Source organism: Bradyrhizobium sp. USDA 4506, from assembly GCF_054058795.1.
This window is the reverse complement of record NZ_JBSSBM010000001.1, coordinates 504,300-521,694: the sequence shown is the minus strand read 5'-3', so window position 1 is coordinate 521,694 and position 17,395 is coordinate 504,300. Positions and strand designations below refer to the sequence as shown.

At 58.8% G+C, this 17,395-nt stretch carries 15 protein-coding genes and 1 pseudogene; 4 read left to right on the top strand and 12 right to left on the bottom strand.

Going from position 1 to position 17,395, the window contains the following annotated elements:
- Nucleotides 1-243 precede the first annotated feature (243 nt).
- On the bottom strand, nt 244-1,680 hold the full coding sequence (locus ACVIHF_RS02325; protein ID WP_456791492.1) for an HlyD family type I secretion periplasmic adaptor subunit: 1,437 nt from the start codon (nt 1,678-1,680) through the stop codon (nt 244-246).
- A gap of 10 nt (nt 1,681-1,690) precedes the next feature.
- Nucleotides 1,691-3,841 carry a peptidase domain-containing ABC transporter gene (locus ACVIHF_RS02320; RefSeq protein ID WP_456791491.1) on the bottom strand — a complete coding sequence of 717 codons (2,151 nt, stop codon included), beginning with the start codon at nt 3,839-3,841 and terminating at the stop codon, nt 1,691-1,693.
- Nucleotides 3,842-3,984: 143 nt separating this feature from the next.
- On the opposite strand from ACVIHF_RS02320, the gene ACVIHF_RS02315 reads away from it, so the two are divergent.
- The 3 genes and pseudogenes from ACVIHF_RS02315 (at nt 3,985) to ACVIHF_RS02305 (ending at nt 6,938) form a co-directional block, all read left to right on the top strand.
- A complete protein-coding gene (locus ACVIHF_RS02315; protein WP_253610175.1) occupies nt 3,985-5,421 on the top strand; it encodes an IS701 family transposase in 1,437 nt (478 codons plus the stop codon).
- Nucleotides 5,422-5,503: 82 nt separating this feature from the next.
- Nucleotides 5,504-6,594 (top strand): annotated as a pseudogene (locus ACVIHF_RS02310) (IS5 family transposase).
- Nucleotides 6,594-6,938 (top strand): hypothetical protein, encoded by a 345-nt coding sequence (locus ACVIHF_RS02305; RefSeq protein WP_253610246.1) that lies wholly within the window; start codon nt 6,594-6,596, stop codon nt 6,936-6,938. The pseudogene ACVIHF_RS02310 and the gene ACVIHF_RS02305 overlap by 1 nt, the downstream one beginning before the upstream one ends.
- Before the next feature lie 155 nt (nt 6,939-7,093).
- Here the strand turns inward: ACVIHF_RS02305 and ACVIHF_RS02300 are convergent, their stop codons facing one another.
- On the bottom strand, nt 7,094-7,846 hold the full coding sequence (locus tag ACVIHF_RS02300; protein ID WP_253610361.1) for an FG-GAP repeat domain-containing protein: 753 nt from the start codon (nt 7,844-7,846) through the stop codon (nt 7,094-7,096).
- 42 nt (nt 7,847-7,888) lie between these two features.
- Nucleotides 7,889-8,956, bottom strand: coding sequence for an NF038122 family metalloprotease (locus ACVIHF_RS02295; protein ID WP_456791490.1), 1,068 nt, complete (start codon nt 8,954-8,956; stop codon nt 7,889-7,891).
- 288 nt (nt 8,957-9,244) lie between these two features.
- Between ACVIHF_RS02295 and ACVIHF_RS02290 the strand changes: the two genes are divergently transcribed.
- On the top strand, nt 9,245-9,868 hold the full coding sequence (locus tag ACVIHF_RS02290; RefSeq protein WP_253610359.1) for a DUF7024 domain-containing protein: 624 nt from the start codon (nt 9,245-9,247) through the stop codon (nt 9,866-9,868).
- 64 nt (nt 9,869-9,932) lie between these two features.
- Here the strand turns inward: ACVIHF_RS02290 and ACVIHF_RS02285 are convergent, their stop codons facing one another.
- From ACVIHF_RS02285 to ACVIHF_RS02250, 8 genes are all read right to left on the bottom strand, one after another.
- A complete protein-coding gene (locus tag ACVIHF_RS02285) occupies nt 9,933-10,538 on the bottom strand; it encodes an NYN domain-containing protein (protein ID WP_253610358.1) in 606 nt (201 codons plus the stop codon).
- 174 nt (nt 10,539-10,712) lie between these two features.
- Nucleotides 10,713-11,657: a GDP-L-fucose synthase family protein gene (locus ACVIHF_RS02280; RefSeq protein WP_253610357.1), complete on the bottom strand. Its 945-nt coding sequence runs from the start codon at nt 11,655-11,657 to the stop codon at nt 10,713-10,715.
- Between the two features lie 4 nt (nt 11,658-11,661).
- Entirely contained in the window at nt 11,662-12,744 is a 1,083-nt protein-coding gene (gmd, locus tag ACVIHF_RS02275; protein ID WP_253610356.1) for a GDP-mannose 4,6-dehydratase, read from the bottom strand.
- Between the two features lie 53 nt (nt 12,745-12,797).
- Nucleotides 12,798-13,706, bottom strand: coding sequence for a glycosyltransferase family 2 protein (locus ACVIHF_RS02270; RefSeq protein ID WP_253610355.1), 909 nt, complete (start codon nt 13,704-13,706; stop codon nt 12,798-12,800).
- Nucleotides 13,707-13,762: 56 nt separating this feature from the next.
- Nucleotides 13,763-14,224 carry a GNAT family N-acetyltransferase gene (locus ACVIHF_RS02265; RefSeq protein WP_253610354.1) on the bottom strand — a complete coding sequence of 154 codons (462 nt, stop codon included), beginning with the start codon at nt 14,222-14,224 and terminating at the stop codon, nt 13,763-13,765.
- Nucleotides 14,221-15,195: a glycosyltransferase family 2 protein gene (locus tag ACVIHF_RS02260; protein WP_253610353.1), complete on the bottom strand. Its 975-nt coding sequence runs from the start codon at nt 15,193-15,195 to the stop codon at nt 14,221-14,223. The genes ACVIHF_RS02265 and ACVIHF_RS02260 overlap by 4 nt, the downstream gene beginning before the upstream one ends.
- Nucleotides 15,196-15,207: 12 nt before the next feature.
- A complete protein-coding gene (locus ACVIHF_RS02255; RefSeq protein WP_253610352.1) occupies nt 15,208-16,191 on the bottom strand; it encodes a glycosyltransferase in 984 nt (327 codons plus the stop codon).
- 24 nt (nt 16,192-16,215) lie between these two features.
- The gene (locus ACVIHF_RS02250; protein WP_253610351.1) at nt 16,216-17,337 is read right to left on the bottom strand and encodes a DegT/DnrJ/EryC1/StrS family aminotransferase; all 1,122 of its coding nucleotides are present in this window, start codon (nt 17,335-17,337) and stop codon (nt 16,216-16,218) included.
- Between the last annotated feature and the right edge of the window lie 58 nt (nt 17,338-17,395).

Here is a 17,395-nt window from a genome sequence, read left to right as displayed (position 1 = left end):
AAGCCGCGGCCGTGAATGATGTGACGCTCTCATACGGCCTGATTGGCGCTGGCGCAGTCTTGGTCGTGATCGGGCTCTTGGGTCTACTTGCTTTGCGGAGGATCGATGCGAAAGCAAAGAAAACGCGAGAGCTGACTTAGTTGGTCTTCAGCAGGCTGGCCAGAATGACCTCGGGCGCGCATCGGAGGAAGCCCTCCGGCTTGTCGATTGGCGAGGCGTCTATATGGATGTTCTTTCAGAAGACTACCGCTCCTTAAACGCTTGAGAGGTTATTTCGACCAGCGGCGAAAAGACATAGTCGAGCACGCGCCGGCTTCCGGTTTTTATTTCAACCTTGACGGCCATGCCGGGCGAGAGCGGCACGGGCGCTCCATCCGCAATCACTCTCGTAACCTCGGGGCGAAGAGTGGCGGGAAAGACGAGGTTCTGCGTACGCTGAGCGCCGGCAAAGCCGCGGTTGTCGAGCGACCGGATCGGATTGCCTTCCGCCTGCGTTGCATCGGGTTCGGGGATCGCGTCGTGCTGAATGCTCAAAAGCGTTGCATCTATCGTGCCGTACCTGGTGAATGGCAGGGACTCGATCTTGATGGCGGCCGCTTGTCCGGGATGAACAAAACCGATATCGCGATTGGCAATGTAACACTCGATTTCCAGGCTGCCGGCGTCCGGGACGATCCGCATGAGTTCTTCGCCGGTACTCACAACTTGGCCGAACGTTGTCACGGACATCGCGCTGACCCGCCCGGCAATTGGGCTCTTCAGCACCATACGTTGCTGCCGCACGCGGGCCTTGGCGATTCTCTGCGTGATGCCATCGATTTCGCGCTCGGCTTCCGCGAGCTTTTGCAGATTATCGGCTGTAAAATCGCTGTATCCGCTCTCAATACGCTGACTTAGAACATGGATAGCGGCCTCGGTTTCAGAGAACTGACCGCGCGCCGTCGCGAGCTTCGCCTTCTGATCCTGCAGCCGCTCCAATGAATCGATGAGATCGGCCTTCGATCCGGAGCCGGTCCGCGCGAGGCTCGCGCGCATATCGACGCGCTCTTGAAGAGTGGCAGCGAGCGTCTCCAAGGCATCGCTGGTTGCGGCGTAAAGATCTCGCTCCAATTGCTTTTGGCGTTTTTCCGCCTCAAGTTCTGCTGTTTTCGCCTTGAGCTGGTTGAGGACTGCCTCCAGAACGAGCGCTTCGCGCTCCCGGACCTCGCGCGGAATAACCTCGTCCCAGTCTATGGCAGGACTTGCCAACCGCCGCGCTTCAACGGCGCGGAGAGCGGCGTTTCGGCGGATCGCCTCCCCGCGGAGCGCTTGCAGGCGAGCTCTGAGTTCGTTCACATCAGCATCGGCCTCACCGCTCTCAAGTCCGATCAGTTCCTGGCCTTCGGTCACAAGCTGCCCGTTCTGGACATGGATTGCGACGATCCGTCCAGGCTCGCTCGGCTGGATGATTTTGACGTGTCCGACGGGCTGGATCTTGCCTTGTGCGGTGGCGATTACGTCGATACGGCTTACATAGGACCAGACCAACACGCAGGTCGCCAATGTGCATATGATCCACATCAGCGCGACTCCAACCGGAGACGGCGCTATTTCGAGAATCTCGAGCGCCGCCGGCAGGAACTCCTGGTCGGACCGGGTCGGCTTCGGCAAGCGAGGCGTGCGTTTTCCTGGCAAAGACATGAGGCGCTTCCTAGGCGGCCGTCTGGTCTTTAGCCGTGTTGTTCTGCAACGCCCATAAACGCGCATAGAGGCCTTGCGGGCGCTGCACGAGGGTGTCGTGCGTTCCCGTCTCAACGAGCCGCCCATCGACGATGCCGAAAATGCGGTCGCAGTGCCGCACCGTCACGAGTCGGTGAGCGATAATGATTACGGTCCTTCCCCTTGCGATATGACGCATATTGGCCTGAATGATCTGCTCGCTCTCATAGTCCAGAGCCGAGGTGGCTTCGTCGAAAACCAGGATCGGCGGGTCCGTCGCCAAGGCCCTCGCGATGGCAAGACGTTGACGCTGGCCTCCCGAGAGATTGGCGCCGCGCTCCTCGATCATGGTGTCGTAGCCCTGACGCAGCTTCGAGATGAACTCGTCGGCGCCCGAAAGGCGGGCCACGGCGATGACCTGGGATCGGGACATCGCCGGGTTGGCGAGCGCGATATTCTCGTGGATCGTGCGGTGAAAGAGCGTGCTTTCCTGAAGCACCACGCCGATATGCCGCCGAAGCCAGACAGGATCGATATGGGTGAGATTGCGCCCGTCGAGGAGCACCTCCCCCTCGCTCGGGACGTAGAGCCGCTGGATGAGCTTGGCCAAGGTTGATTTGCCCGAACCGGAGGGGCCAACGATCCCGATAACTTCCCCGGGATTGATCGTGAACGAAACATCCTTGAGCGCCTCCTGCTCTCCGGGCGCATAGCGGAAGGTCACATGCTTGAACACGACCTGCCCTTTTGGAATCGTCATTCCCTCAAAGGCGGCGGGAGCATGCTCGGGCGATGCATTCAGAATGTCCCCCAGCCGTTCGACAGACACCTGCACCTGCTGGAAATCCTGCCAAAACTGCGAGAGCCGTAAAATCGGCTGTGCGACCTGGCCGGCGATCATGTTGAAGGCGACCAGGCCGCCAATGGTCAGCTCCTCGTTGATGACGGCTTCTGCACCGAAGAGGAGCAGAAGGGCTGAAGAAAGTTTTGAGACGTATTGGATTGTGTTCTGACCGCCGGCGCCGAGCTTGGTCGCCGCGAAGGCGGACTGGACATAGGCGGCCAGTCGTTCTTCCCATTGAGTCCTGATAATTGGCTCGACCGCAGACGTCTTTATGGTCTGGATTCCGACGACGGATTCCACCAGGAACTGCTGGCTCGCAGCGCCCAAATTGAACTTCTGGTTGATCTTCTCTTTGAGCGTAGGCCGCACAGCGAACGCTATCAGCAGGTAGACGGGAATTGCTACGAGAACGGTCCAGGTCAGCTTGACCGAGTACGCCTCGAGCACGGCGATGTAGACGAACGTAAAGAGCAGGTCGATCAGCGAAAACAGCCCTTGGCCGGTCAGGAAGCTCCGAATAGTCTCGAGCTCGCGAACGCGCGCAATCGTCTGTCCCGCCGAACGGCTTTCAAAGTAACTGATCGGCAGTCGCAAGAGATGAGTGAAAAGCCGATGGCTCAATTCGACGTCGATCCGGTTGCTCGTGTGTGCGAGCGCGTAGGTGCGCAAATATTGCAGCACGACGTCGAAAAGCCCGATGGCCGCGATGCCGCCGACCAGCACAAGCAATGTCGAATAGGATTTATGTGGAAGGACCTTGTCGACGACAACCTGAAAGAACAGGGGCGTTACAAGCGCGAATACTTGCACAAATAGAGAGGCGACAAGAACGTGGAGCAGGGGACGGCGATAGCGCCATATCGAGGACAAAAACCATTGAAAGCCGAAGTGCCTTGGATCGACCCCTGAGCCGCCGACCTGGCGCTGAACCAGCAGGATGAATTTATCCATCATTCGATGGATTTCATCGATCGGCAATTCACGGGAGATCCGGGTGATGGGATCGACAATCCGGATGAGACCAGATGGAGTGCGGCCGCCAAGAACGACAAACTTTCCGTCCTGCAGGCGCGTGATAGCCGGAAGTGGCACACTGGCTATCCGGCGGATGGAGGGCTTGCTCACCAGTCGGGCCTTCAGACCGGTAAGCTTGGCCGCCCTGATCACGTCGCGCGGTTCGGCGCGGCCATGTAGCGCCAGCTCCCGTGCAAGGCTCGCTGGGTTGGCGGCGATTCTGTAATAAGCCGCGATTCCGCAAAGCGCGGCCAAGCCGGTATCGACGCGGACGTTATCGTGCAAGAAGCGGCTCCCTCAGACGCCCATGGTCAACAAAGCCCGTAGCGACCGTGCGGGTCTAGTCTGACTGAGTCACAAAACCGCAGGCTCTAGCCGGCCAGAATCAGCGATGGTTGCAGCATGGACCATTAGCCGATGAGGCCGACATGAGCGGGCGTGGCACCAGGACGAGCGAGAAGCGATTTGCGGCGTATTTGGAAGGGCTTGCCAGTGTCATCGGTCATGCTGATCGGAAGGCGCCGCTGCGCGACTATTGCGTCGGCCTGATGGCCTGCGGCGGTCGCAAGAGCGTGGAGCCGATGGCGGCGGTGACGGCTCCGGAGCGGACGGCGGCCCAGCATCAATCGCTGCTGCATTTCGTCGGCAGCGGCGCCTGGTCGGATGAGAAGGTGCTGAGCAAGGTACGCGAGATGGTCCTGCCGGCGATTGAACGCCAGGGCCCCATCGAAGGCTGGATCATCGACGATACCGGATTTCCCAAGCAGGGGCGACATTCGGTTGGAGTTGCGCGGCAATATTGCGGGCAGCTCGGCAAGCAGGATAATTGCCAGGTGGCGGTGTCGCTGTCGATTGCCAACCACCACGCCAGCCTGCCTGTCGCCTACTGCCTTTATCTTCCGAAGGAATGGACTGAGGATTGCGATCGGCGGCGTAAAGTGGGCATTCCCGCCGAAGTCGGCTTCCGGACCAAGCCGGAGATCGCGCTGGAGCAGTTGCGGTGGGCCTGTGCGAGCAACCTTCCACGTGGTGTCGTGCTGATGGACGCGGGCTATGGCAACAACAGCGACCTGCGCACGGAGATCACGGCGCTGGGATTGACCTATGTGGCGGGTCTTCTGTCGAGCACAACGGTATGGGCGCCCGGCACCGGTCCCTTGCCGCCGAAGCCATGGTCGGGCCGCGGCCGTCCACCGAAACTGATGCGCCGCAACCGTCAGCATCAGCCAGCCGCCGTGAAGGCGCTCGCGATCGGCCTGCCGGCCCAAGCTTGGCGCACCATCACGTGGCGGCAAGGAACGAACGAAGAGCTGACCTCGCGCTTTGCCCGCGTGCGGGTTCGTGCCGCGCATCGTGATTATTGGCAAACCACCCGGCGATTGGAGGAATGGTTGCTGATCGAATGGCCGAAAGGCGAGGACGAGCCTACCAAATACTGGCTCTCGACAATGCCGGAGGATGTGGCATTCCGGACGCTCGTTGAGACGGCTAAATTGCGCTGGCGCATCGAACGCGACTATCAGGACCTCAAGCAGGAGGTCGGGCTCGGCCACTTCCAGGGACGCGGCTGGCGCGGCTTTCATCATCACGCAACGATGTGCATTGTGGCCTACGGATTCCTGATCTCCGAGCGGGAGACGATTCCCCCCTCAGGCGCGCGGCGCGCCCAGCCGATCCCGCTCGCTCGCCTTCCCGCAGATTATAGACCCCGCGGATCTGCCGCTGCGGACCCAACGTCACATTCCAAACTCGATCGCGACGATGCGACGGCGGCTCGAGCATGGGCTCGTCCGAACGCTGTCGAGATGTCCTTGTTGTGCGATCAAGTTCGACCACTACACAGATCGTCGTTTGTGACGCAGTAAGACTAGCAGGCTGTTGAAAAAAGGCGGTCGCCGCCGACCGAGGATCATGATTCATTAGCTCCGACGAGATTCGGAGAGGTGCGTGCGCGGCGGCGACAATCGAACGGGCGAGCTGTTCAGCTACGTCGACCTGGAAGCAAGGGTGCGGCGTGATCATCCGCTGCGAGGGATCCGGACGATCGTGAACAAGGCGCTGGCGGCGCTGGAGCACGAGTTCGCCGCCCTTTATTCGCCGATTGGACGGCCGTCGATCCCGCCGGAGAAGCTGCTGCGGGCGATGCTGTTGCAGGCGTTTTATTCGATCCGCTCGGAGCGACTTCTGATGGAGCGGTTGGAATATGATTGCTGTTCCGCTGGTTCGTCGGAATCGGCGTCGACGATGCAGCCTGGGACCATTCGGTATTCTCGAAGAACCGCGACCGGCTGCTGGAAGGCGACATCGCGGCGAAGTTCCTGGCGGCGGTGCTGGCGCAGCCCAGGGTGAAGAAGCTTCTGTCGAGCGATCACTTCTCGGTCGACGGCACGCTGATCGAGGCCTGGGCCTCGATGAAGAGCGTCAAACCGAAGGATAGCTCCGGCGAGCCGCCGGCCCAAGGCGGCGGGCGCAATGCTGAAGCGAACTTCCATGGCCAGAAGCGCTCCAACGACACCCATGCTTCGACCACCGATCCAGAGGCCAGGCTCTACCGCAAGGGGAAAGGCAAGGAGACGAAGCTGTGCTTCATCGGGCACGGGCTGATGGAGAACCGCCACGGCTTGCTGGTCGACGCCTGCCTGACGCAGGCCGGTGGGCATGCCGAACGGGTGGCCGCGCTGCACATGATCGAGCCTCGTGCCGATCGACCGATAGCGATCACGCTTGGTGCCGACAAAGCCTACGATGCAGAAGACTTCGTCAACGAGCTGCGCTAGATGAACGTGACGCCGCATGTTGCGCAGAACACCGGCGGCCGTAGCTCTGCGATCGACGGGCGTACGACCCGGCACGGCGGTTATGCTGTCAGCCAGCGCATCCGCAAGCGGATTGAGGAGGCATTCGGCTGGATCAAGACGGTCGCCGGGCAAGAGAAGACCAGATTCCGTGGCCGTGATCGGGTCGGATGGGCCTTTACCTTCGCTGCGGCCGCCTACAATCTGGTGCGGCTGCCCAAGCTGATCGCGGAGACCGGTTGATGGCCAAGGTGCCCGGCTTTGCCAAGGCCTTTGCCGGCCGCTGGCGCATCGTCGAAATGGACAACTGGGACAGCGACTTCCTCGATCTTGTCGGAGAGGCGCATCTCACCTTCCGTGGCAAGTCCGATGGCGAAATAGCGTTTGGGGCTCTCAAGGGCTTCCTGGATGCTCGCTACGGCACCCGCGACGGATCGGCCTGCGCCGAGTTCTCATGGGAGAGGCACGACGAGAATGATCCGTCCTGTGGTCGCGGATGGGCCATGATCGGCACTGCGGGCAGGCTCGTTGGCCACTTCTACATCCACAATGGCGACGATTCAGCCTTCGTTTGCGAACGCGGCTGAGTTCTTCAACGGCCTGCTAGGGAGGGGACATCTGCATTGAACCCAGCGCTGTCCGCGATGACATCGGAGGATTGCATTCTGCCGTCCCTAACCTTGTGACAAGTGCGGGCCCGTAGGCAGCCCTGAGAGTTAGGGATCATCCCTCGTGGATCATGTCAGGCCCAATTGGTCCCGCCGACGACGGTATAACTGGCAGAGGAGCCGCCGAGCGGTTGCCAAGTCGGATTACCCGTATGATCGAAGAGAGCAGCACCGAAATCACCCGTGCTGTTGTTGCGGAAGAGAACATCGGCAATCCCGTCACCGTTGAAGTCGCCGATCTCGGCGACGCTATATGCCGCCGCGGTGGGATTCAAAGCGTGCCAGGTGCCGCCGCCGGAGCCATTGAGCGCCTCATAGCCCCAATCGCCCGTGCTGTTGTTTCGGAAGAGGATATCGGAGATGCCATCCCCGTTAAAATCGCCGGTTCCAACCACGCTATAAGCGGGCGATGAGCCTCCAAGCGGCTGCCAAGTTGGATTGCCGTTATGATCGAAGAGAGCCGCACCAATATCACCGGTGCCGTTGTTGCGGTACAAGACATCGGAGACTCCATCGCCATTGAAGTCCCCCACGCCGACCACGCTGTAGGCGGTGTTATTTGTGCCGAGTGAATGCCACGTACCCCCGCCGGAGCCATTGAGCGCATCATAGCCCCAATCACCCGTCGCACTGTTTCGGAAAAGAATATCCGAGATGCCGTTGCCGTTGAAATCGCCCGTGCCGACCACGCTGTAGGCCGGCGACGACCCGCCCAGCGGCTGCCAGGTCGTATTGCCACTGTTATTAAACAGAGCCGCGCCAAAATCGCCGGTGCTGTTGTTCCGATAGAGCACGTCGGCGATGCCGTCGCCGTTGAAGTCCCCCACCCCTACGACGCTATAGGCCGTATTGTTGACCCCTAGCCCATGTCAGATGCCGCCGCCGGACCCATTGAGTGCGTCGAAGCCCCAATCGCCTGTCGTATTGTTACGGAAGAGAACGTCCGAAATGCCATCGCCATTGAAGTCCTTCGGGGAGCGGCTTTGCACGCCCCACCCGAGGGCTTGCATGATCTGGATATCCTCGGATGACAGGAGTCCCGGACCACCGACGCCCGGTCCGCCCGGTCCAAATGGGTCGTAGTCGTTCGAATCCGCCAGAACACCGTCCCAGTCGGCGAGATCGAAGCCGTCATTCGTGCCGTTGGAATAGGATGCATGAAATTGCAGCTGAGTGAGGATGTTGAGGCCATCGACCGAAAAGTATGTGTTATTGCCGTCCGAGCCGCCCGTATAGTCATGCTGCCCGCTCGCCGTATAGCGAAAGAAATCCATGGGCGCCCAACTGTTCCCGGACTTTCCGAGGCCACCGACGCGCCCCATGATCCCTTCCGTCAATTCGTGGAGGATCACGGCCTTCGCATCGTTTGGGCTGCTCTGCAGCGCGGAGGCAGTCCAATAAGCGTCATTCAGATAGATCGTGTCGTCGGTGCTGCTTCCAGCGCTGGCCAGTCCGAGGATTCGCGCTTCGCCGATCGAAACGTTAAGTCCGGCTCCGCTCGTGGGATCGGCTAGTTTCGCCAGAGCAGCGGCAGCGGAGCGGCCTGTTGCGGTTTGCGCATGCTGTTGGAGCGCGCTCACAAAGGAGGCATACGAGACGTGAACCGGATTGTAAAAGTTCTCGCCTGAATAGGCCGGGTTTAACGACTGGAGATCGAAGGTGCAGTGGACGGTGCACGCATTGGGAAACAACTGTGAGAGATATTGCTCCGCACCGATGACGATATTCTCGAATTGTGCGCTCGCACCGGATCCCCACGTGTTCACAAAAACAAGGCCGCTCCCCTGAAATGAAACGGTCTGGCTGTCGGAAGTGCCCGACTGGCCACTTTGATCCGGGACCTGACTTGCCTGGGACTGCGGAAAGGGCGTCCCGATGTAATCGAAGCTCGTATCGTCAAACAACTCGCCGAGATTGCGATTTCTACCAACGGCCATGAACGACCCCAGTTTTGTAATGTTTGGACGTAAAGTTCCGCTACTTAAAATAATGAGCGTCCTGCCTCGCAACGTCGCATAACCGCCGCACGCCCTCTCATCGGAGAGTTATCAAGGCAAGACTCTGGATCTCATCCTATCCATGATTGCGACAAATTCGACCAGTCCCATTTGAGATAGATTCAGAGCAAAACAGACACACACTGTTCTTTACGCAACAATCTCGATTGACGATCGCGATCCTCCGCAATTAAGGAGCTTACGGTCCGTTCAGACGGGCAACGGCTCGTGACGATCTTCTCGCCGAAGCACACCTCTTCGTTGATGCTGTCGTCGGTTATGCCCCATCTTCGACAAATCATTCTATGGCTTGTCATCGCAGTCGCGGTCCTATTGGGCTCCTTCTTCGGTACTTTACGCGTGATCGATCGCTTTTTTCCGGGCGTGGGATATGACGTCGCCCGTTTCCCGCGCGTGCAACGTGGGCAGTCCCTGGACTTTCAAAACAATAATCGAGGTGCTCTCATCGACGGCTGGGCGAATTCTGAGCCCTGGGGCGTGTGGTCGGAGGGTGATCGGGCTCAGTTGGGGTTTTTGCTCGTGAGCGTTCTGCCTGAGCGTACAAAACTCCTGATAGGCTGCCGGGCGTTCATTACCCCGGCAAACCCTGAGCAACGGATCGAGTTCTGGGCGCAGAACATCAAGCTGGCCGATGTGACACTCCGAGAGAATATAAGCACCATTGCTGTCCCGCTTGGGGAGCTTCGATTCCGAGCAGGGTCTCCGCTCATTATCGAATTGCGCATGCCATCAGCCAGATCGCCGAAACAGCTCGCTCTCTCCCAAGATCCCCGCAAGCTTGCGATTGGACTCGAAAGAGCTCGATTCGAGGAAGAAGGCGTGTCTCGCTGACCACCTGCCGCACGGAAACACCCCCCTTCAGCTCTGTCGTCTGCAATTGGCTGGGGTGCCAGTCTTAATTTATCGGTTCTGTGCCGCTGGTACGCACCGAAGCAGATCGATCAGCGCCTCGCGCCACTCGCGGTTGCGAGATGACGATGCGGCAGATCTTGGGCTTCAGCTCGGCAAGGTCGATGAAGGCGTCAGCCTGACGCCGCAATCGCCGAGAGACCATGGCCGGCGCCGTAGCTGCAGTCGAGACCACCGTCACATGCACCCCTCGCCGCTGAACGGCCTGCACGAGCCTGCATAAATTGGCGTCACTGGAAAACAGCACGATCCGGTCCACCCGGCCCGCGAACTCCATGGCATCGACGGCAAGATCGACATCCATACTCCATTTCAGTCCGCGTTCTCCGCTCGCACCAATGCACCCTGCCGTCGGTTTGCTGACCACGGTAAAGCCATTATAGCCGAGCCATTCCATGAAAGGACGCGTGGCACCTAGCTCCCGGTTCTCGGTCGTTCTGGTGTAGTAGAAGGCACGAAGCAGCTTCCCGCAGCTCTCGAAGTGTTTGAGCAACCGTCTGTGATCCACTTCGAATCCGAGCGCTTTGGACGTGGTGTAAAGATTTAGGCCATCAATGAAGAGAGCTATCCTGTCGACCGGACATTCTGCCACGAGTGATCCTCCGAAGAAAACAGGCTGTTTCGGGTTTAGCTGCCAATCGGACGTGATCGCTCGGCACAAACAAAGGAGGGCTGGTCTTTGAATGACGCTGGGTGCACAGACAGTTCGCACCACTTGGGCATGGTGCGTCGATTGGACGGATTGCTGCGCGATACGAGACGCCGCTCAGATCGTGCTCCGGAACTCGCGCGTTATAAAGTCTGCATAAGCATTGCGGATACCATCTTTGAGGCTCGTTCGGGCGTACCATCCTATTTCTCGCATGCGATCAACGTTGAGCAGCTTCCGCGGCGTGCCATCCGGCTTGGTCGGATCGAAGACAATAGAGCCCTTGAACCCGATCACGTCGTTGATGGTCGTTGCGAGCTCGCCGATCGTACTGTCTTCACCAGTGCCAACATTAAACAGCCCGTCCCGTATATCGTCGCGCTCCATCAGGAACACGCAGGCGTCAGCCAAATCGTCCACATAGAGAAATTCCCGTCTTGGACGTCCGGATCCCCAGACCGGGTAAGTCGCCTCGTTTCGCTGTTTCGCCTCGTGGGCCTTACGGATGAGAGCTGGCAGCACATGGCTATTGTTCAAGTCATAATTGTCGTTGGGCCCATAGAGATTTGTCGGCATCGCGGAAACATACCGAGTTCCGTACCGCCGATTGTAGCTCTCGCACAGCTTGATTCCGGCGATTTTTGCGATGGCATAAGGTTCATTCGTGGGCTCCAGAGGCCCGCCAAGCAGGTATTCTTCCTTGATGGGTTGGGGACACGCCCGAGGATAAATGCAGCTCGACCCGAGAAACAACATACGCGGCACGCCAGCTAGCCAGGCCGCATGAACGACGTTCGCCTCAATCATGAGATTTTGATAAATGAACTCTGCGCGACACTGGTCATTCGCCTGTATGCCACCGACCTTGGCTGCCGCGAGAAAGATGTACTCGGGCTTTTCTTCCGCAAGAAACTGTGAAACCGCTGCCTGATTGGTCAGATCCAAGGAGGAACGTGCGCGGGTTAGCAGGTTCTCGTAACCGGCTCTTTGCAGCCGTCGGACAATGGCGGAGCCGACCATGCCACGATGGCCGGCGATATAGATCTTGCTGGATTTTTTCATCGCGCTACTCGTGATAATCGAATGCGCTAAACCCGTGCCGTCTGATCAGTGCATCCCGCTGCGCCGCCTTCAAGTCCTGTTCGATCATTTCCTTCACGAGCTCCTTGAAGGTGATCTTTGGCTCCCAGCCCAGCTTTTCTTTTGCCTTCGTGGGGTCGCCCAACAATGTTTCCACTTCGGTGGGCCGGAAATAGCGAGGGTCCACCGCGACAATGCAGTTACCGGCGGCATCGTAGCCTCGCTCATTCACACCTTCACCCTTCCAATGGACCGGCAAGTCGATGTGGTGCGCTGCGGTCTCGACGAACTGACGCACGCTGTATTGAACGCCCGTCGCAATGACGAAGTCTTCCGGCTTGTCCTGCTGAAGCATCATCCACTGCATTTCGACGTAGTCTTTCGCATGCCCCCAATCGCGCTTGGCATCGAGGTTGCCCAGATAGAGGCAATCCTGCAGACCGAGCTTGATGCGAGCCAGACCGCGCGTGATCTTGCGCGTGACGAATGTCTCGCCCCGGATCGGACTCTCATGATTAAAAAGAATGCCGTTGCAGGCATACACCCCATAAGCTTCGCGATAGTTCACCGTAATCCAGTAAGCATAGAGCTTCGCCACGGCATAAGGGCTGCGCGGATAGAAGGGGGTCGTTTCCCGCTGCGGGATCTCCTGAACAAGCCCATAGAGCTCGGAGGTACTGGCCTGATAAAAGCGCGTCTTTTTTTCCAGCCCCAGAATCCGGATGGCCTCGAGCACGCGCAGCGTTCCCAGCGCGTCGGAGTTTGCCGTGTATTCCGGCTCCTCGAAGCTCACGGCGACATGACTTTGGGCGGCCAAATTGTAGATTTCATCGGGCTGCACCTGCTGAACGATACGCACGAGAGAAGACGAGTCGGTCATATCGCCATGGTGGAGAATGAAGTGGCGATTCTTCTCGTGGGGATCCTGATAGAGGTGGTCGATGCGATCAGTGTTGAACAGCGAAGTCCGGCGCTTGATGCCATGGACTTCGTAGCCCTTCGAGAGCAGCAGCTCGGCGAGGTACGCGCCATCCTGGCCAGTGACGCCCGTGATCAGTGCCTTTTTCATGCGGTTAGCAGTCCTTTTTTACTTTAACTTCGACTCTTACGCCCGTGCGGCTTCTACCTGCGCGACGGCCCCGACCTTGCCTCTTCGTTTCCCATAAGACGCGAGCGCCACTCGCGGCCGAGATGCCGCATTACATAAGGGAGCACGGCAAGTCTCAGCTGTCCTTGGGACGGTACATAGCCCAGACAACGCTCGCGAATTCTGTTCATCTCGGCCACGCCAAGATCCTCCTGAGCCGTTGTCTTTTGGGCGGAATGCGCGCGAAAGGCGCCGATAAACCTTGGCAGATGGCAGAAGCGCGCTCCGCATTCGCGGAAACGGACGAGCAAGTCCCAGTCCATCGCAAAGTCAAATGTTTCGTCCAGATGCGAACCAACGCGCTCCCATAAACTTCGCCGCCAGAAGACCGTCTCTTGGGGAATGTAATCGACCCAGGAGAGAATCCGGCCTGAATGACGTGGAAGCATCCAGCGGCCGATCTCTCTGCCGCCAGCGTCGACGACAATGCGGTCGCCATAGATCACGTCTATGTCGGGATGCGCGGCGAAGAAGCGAGCGACGAACCGGAGCGCGCCTGGAAGAAGAAAATCGTCGCCGTTGATCCAGCCCAGGATGTCGCCGGATGTGAGGGCGAATCCTCGATTGAGAGCGTCCGACTGCCCGTTATCCTTTTCGCTTTCGAAATGGCTCAAATACTTGCGATAGAGGGCGACGGTTTCGGTGGTACCGTCCGTCGAGCCTCCATCCATGACGATGTATTCCAGCGGCGTGACATTCTGGCTGAGCACGCTCTCGATGGTCTGGGCGATAAACGACGCCTGGTTCAATACCGGCGTGACGATGGAGATGGAGAGCGGGCTTATATAGTCGAGCCCCGCCTCAGGTGCCGTGATGGGTCGCGGCGGATAGGCGTGGAGCTGACCAAGCCGAAATCCGCTCACCTGACGAAGGATCGTCTTCAACTCTGATACCATGGGCATTGGACTGAAACTCTCGATAGCGCGCGCGAAGCCTCGTGCTAGAGCTCGAGAGTTCCGACAAGCTGACCCGCTTCAAGCAACTCGGAAAAGCGGTAGCCGAGCGACAGATACAATTTGTGGGCTGCAATATTGTCGGGATAGACCTTCAGGCGAATCTGCTTTGCGCCCGAAAGTCGCGCAACCAGTTGGAGATGTTTCATCAAAAGCCTTGATGCTCCGCGCCCTCGGAGTTCGGGCGCGACGTAAATGCCGAGGCTCGGCACGGCGAAGCCTTCGTCCCACCCGCGCAGTAACCCATAGCCCAAGAAGCGGTCGTCAACACGAAGCACAATATACCGGTCGTTCCCGTGATAGCTGCAGATGCGGGCGGCCTCCGCTTGCGTAAACGGATGCGGATGGAAACGTCGGCTGCTCGGATCGGCGGCGATGATCGCGAACAGCTCCGCCAGCAGCGTGACATGGCCCGGGCGCGGATCGAGAATTTCAACGCTTACGCTCATGCCACGACCTTGGACGAGCCGACCGCCTTGCGCAGACCACGCCAGCAATCAGAATATGTCAGCCTGTCTCCAACAAGAGGGCCCGATTTTGCAATCGTCTCCTTGAAGAGGCCACGGAGGCAGTGAGCCGGTTGGCGTATGTTAAACCAGAGCCAAACCGATTTGAAATAAAGCAGGCGATACATCACATGGTGCCTATCGCCGTGCTGATTGCCGTGCAGTGTCTGGTAGAGATTGTCACTGATCGCCTGCACGAAATACGGCGAGACCCGGCCGAAATGCTTGACCTGCACTGCCGCGACTTCCGCCAGAAGTTCGAGCGTCTGCCCCGCTGACTTGGTCGTCGCATACCAGCGGTTTCCGGAAATGTCGACATCGCACGCAGCAAAGCGACAGCCTGCGAGCGCAAAACGCGTCCACAAATCGTAATCCATGCAGAACCGCAGCGCACGGTTTATTCCACCAATCTTCGTGTAAGCCGACTTGCGGAAAAAACTCGAGGGCTGCGCAAGATAGCCCTTCTCGAACATCTGGCGCGCCACATCGACCTTCGGACCGACCTCAATCGTCGGGTAAGGCCGCGGATTGCTGCCGTCCTCGTCCATATAGTGGCCTTGCCCAACCACGACCTCGGCGTCTGGATCGCGCGCCACAACCTCATTGACCGCCCAAAGCGCGCGATTGCTTTGGACATCGTCGGAGTTGAGCCAGGTGATCCAGCCATCGGGCGCTCGCGCAAACCCCTTGGCAATCGCGTCAGACTGACCGAAATCCCGCTCGCTGATCCAGCTGATCCGCTCGCCATAGCGCTTCAGGCGATCGACGGTGTCGTCCGTCGATCCGCCATCCATCACGAGGATAGTCAGATCCGGATATTCCTGATCGAGGAGACTGGCTATTGTCTCATCGATGAAGCGGCCCTGATTGTATGATGGGACAACGACCGTAATGGGGATCTCTGCCTTTGCCATCGCCACATCTCCTTAAGCGGCTATGCGGCGACCCTGCGCCGCCCACGTCCTGAAGCTGCGCAGGGACCGCCACGCAAGGCGGGGGGCCCAGCGCATATTCATGCTCATCCAGTACCAGCGGGCCATCAGCTGAACCTTGCGCCCGGCAGGAGGTGCTGCGCCCCGCGCCCACGCCGCGCCATGTTCGAGGGTGTATGCGTATTTGAACGCCCAGCTAAACGGCACGACGCCGTAATATTGATGGACGGCCTCGCAAATCCCGCTCAAGAGCCTTCGATCTGCATTGGCGGTGATGGCGTCATCATGCAGACGCGACAAAGAAAAGTAGTCGTCGCAAAAGTAGAACGGCACATTCTCCTGCCATCGCATCCAGAGTTCATAGTCGAGAATTTTGGAGTTGAGAGCGCCACAGAGCGTGGTGGCTATTCGTTTGAAGAACAGCGATGGCTGCGGCACGAGGCAAAAATGCATCATGCGCCGGCGTTGCTCGGAGATCAGCGGACTCCAATCGACTGGATAATCGATGACGGGCTTAAGCTCTCGGTCCGCGTACCGATTGCGGCCGTATACGACCATCGCCATTTGATTATAGTGAAAGAAGGTAGCTACCTTCCAGAACGTGTCGGCCAGATAGACATCATCCGAGTTGATCCAGGCGATTATTTCACCTTTCGTATTCGCAATGCCTTTGTTGACCCCGTGGTGATGTCCCCCATCCGGTCGGCTGTCATACCTGAGAACGCCGGGTCGAGATTGCGCGTATTCTTCGAGGATAGCGACGGATCCGTCAGTTGATCCACCATCGGCCACAAAGATTTCGAGATTCGGATAATCTTGCGCGAGCACGGAGTCGATCGTCTCGCGCAGGAAGTTCGCCTGATTGAAGGAGGGGACGACCACCGCAAAGCTCGGCAGCTCGGCGCGCGGCAAGTTCCGGACATGCGCGATCTGTTCTGGTTTCGGGGTGAATGCGAGGCTGCGCTCGAGATCATTCATTGTTGTGGTCCGATATCATACATGTCAGGCCGTGCCGCGCACGACATGCGTGATCGCCGTGCAAATCTCGTCAATCTCGTCGTCGCGAAGCCCGGTGTAGGTCGGAAAATTGATCCCGTGCGCTGCCAGGAATTCCGTATTCGGAAACGACTGTCCGGACGCATACATGGGCAAGCGATGCATGGGCACGAAGAACGGGCGCGTCTCGATGCCGTAATCCCGGGCGAGCTGGCGCATGATGGCCTCCCGGCGCTCTTCGCCGCCGCCCCTCAGCACTGCCGAGAATAGCCAGTATGTCCCCTCATAGCCTTTGAGCTGCGCTGGCAACTGCACCAAGCCATCGGACGCGAGCGGACGAAGCCGTTCCCGGTATCGCCCCGCAATCCGGCGGCGTTCGGCCAGATGAAAGTCGAGCATCTCGATCTGCCCGAGACCGATTGCGCCCGCAATGTTGGTCATGCGATAGTTGTAGCCTATGATGGGGTGCCAGTACCTGCGCTCAAGATCCATGCCTTGGCCGCGCAAGATCCTCGCGTGGCGCCGACGTGCAGGATCGCGGACATAGAGGGCGCCGCCCTCGCCGGTCGAAATGGTCTTGTTGCCATAGAAGCTGAACGTCGAGGCGTCGCCAAAATTGCCGGTCGGTTTTCCGAACACTTTTGCGCCCAGGCTTTCGGCGCAATCCTCAATCAGCCAGACACCGCGGTCGCGGCATAGTTCCGCAATTTGCGCGATGTCTGTCGGCATTCCATACAGATGCACGGCCATGACGCCCACGGAGCGCGGCGTCCATGCTTTCTTGATGAATTCGGCCGTCGCATTCCAGGTTGTCAGATCGCAATCCGCAAATACCGGGGTTGCGCCGCAGTACCGAACAGCGTTTGCCGAAGCGACATAAGTAAGTGAGGGAACGATAACCTCTTCACCGGCGCGCAATCCAAGAGCAAGACAGGCCAGGTGCAGCGCTGTCGTTCCGTTACTGGCCGAAAGGCACTCATCGACCTCCAGCGTTTTTGCGATCGCGTGCTCAAACTTCTGGAGATACGAGCCGGTGCTGGAAATCCAGCCGGAATCGATGGCGTCGATGACGTAACGGCGCTCGTTTCCGCACAACACCGGCTTGGAGACTTGGTATCGTATGTTCATACAATCTGCTTCTAAAGTCATTGTTCAACGAAAAACCGCGCGCACAACTCGCCCAAAA

Bases quoted from the DNA above. Each gene is read 5' to 3' on its own strand.
- ACVIHF_RS02325 (WP_456791492.1), bottom strand. From the start codon at position 1,680: ATGTCTTTGCCAGGAAAACGCACGCCTCGCTTGCCGAAGCCGACCCGG.
- ACVIHF_RS02315 (WP_253610175.1), top strand. From the start codon at position 3,985: ATGAGCGGGCGTGGCACCAGGACGAGCGAGAAGCGATTTGCGGCGTAT.
- ACVIHF_RS02305 (WP_253610246.1), top strand. From the start codon at position 6,594: ATGGCCAAGGTGCCCGGCTTTGCCAAGGCCTTTGCCGGCCGCTGGCGC.
- ACVIHF_RS02295 (WP_456791490.1), bottom strand. From the start codon at position 8,956: ATGGCCGTTGGTAGAAATCGCAATCTCGGCGAGTTGTTTGACGATACG.
- ACVIHF_RS02280 (WP_253610357.1), bottom strand. From the start codon at position 11,657: ATGAAAAAATCCAGCAAGATCTATATCGCCGGCCATCGTGGCATGGTC.
- gmd (WP_253610356.1), bottom strand. From the start codon at position 12,744: ATGAAAAAGGCACTGATCACGGGCGTCACTGGCCAGGATGGCGCGTAC.
- ACVIHF_RS02265 (WP_253610354.1), bottom strand. From the start codon at position 14,224: ATGAGCGTAAGCGTTGAAATTCTCGATCCGCGCCCGGGCCATGTCACG.
- ACVIHF_RS02260 (WP_253610353.1), bottom strand. From the start codon at position 15,195: ATGGCAAAGGCAGAGATCCCCATTACGGTCGTTGTCCCATCATACAAT.
- ACVIHF_RS02255 (WP_253610352.1), bottom strand. From the start codon at position 16,191: ATGAATGATCTCGAGCGCAGCCTCGCATTCACCCCGAAACCAGAACAG.
- ACVIHF_RS02250 (WP_253610351.1), bottom strand. From the start codon at position 17,337: ATGAACATACGATACCAAGTCTCCAAGCCGGTGTTGTGCGGAAACGAG.